General features: G+C 62.4%; 1 pseudogene. It reads right to left on the reverse strand.

The window, feature by feature from the left end:
• Positions 1-99 precede the first annotated feature (99 nt).
• Positions 100-245: pseudogene (locus J5M56_RS26215) on the reverse strand (hypothetical protein); the annotation flags it as partial.

Raw genomic sequence — 245 nt, forward strand, 5'->3', positions numbered from 1 at the left:
CCAAACGTACACCGCGCAACAAGAAGCTGCAGCTCAAACTCAAAGGCGCGCGTGGCAACAACCTGCAGAACGTTGACCTGGAAGTGCCGATCGGCCTGCTGACTTGCGTGACCGGCGTATCGGGCTCTGGTCGATGTCCACAACCTTGTCCAGGTGCTGCAAGCCGTCCATGCTGCTGTGCGGCGCGGCTTCCAGGCTGCTCGCGCCGTTCAGGGCAGTGGCTGCCAGGGGGAACAGGGTGTTGT

The sequence above is a fragment of the Pseudomonas sp. 51_B genome, assembly GCF_017491595.1.
GTDB lineage: Bacteria > Pseudomonadota > Gammaproteobacteria > Pseudomonadales > Pseudomonadaceae > Aquipseudomonas > Aquipseudomonas promysalinigenes.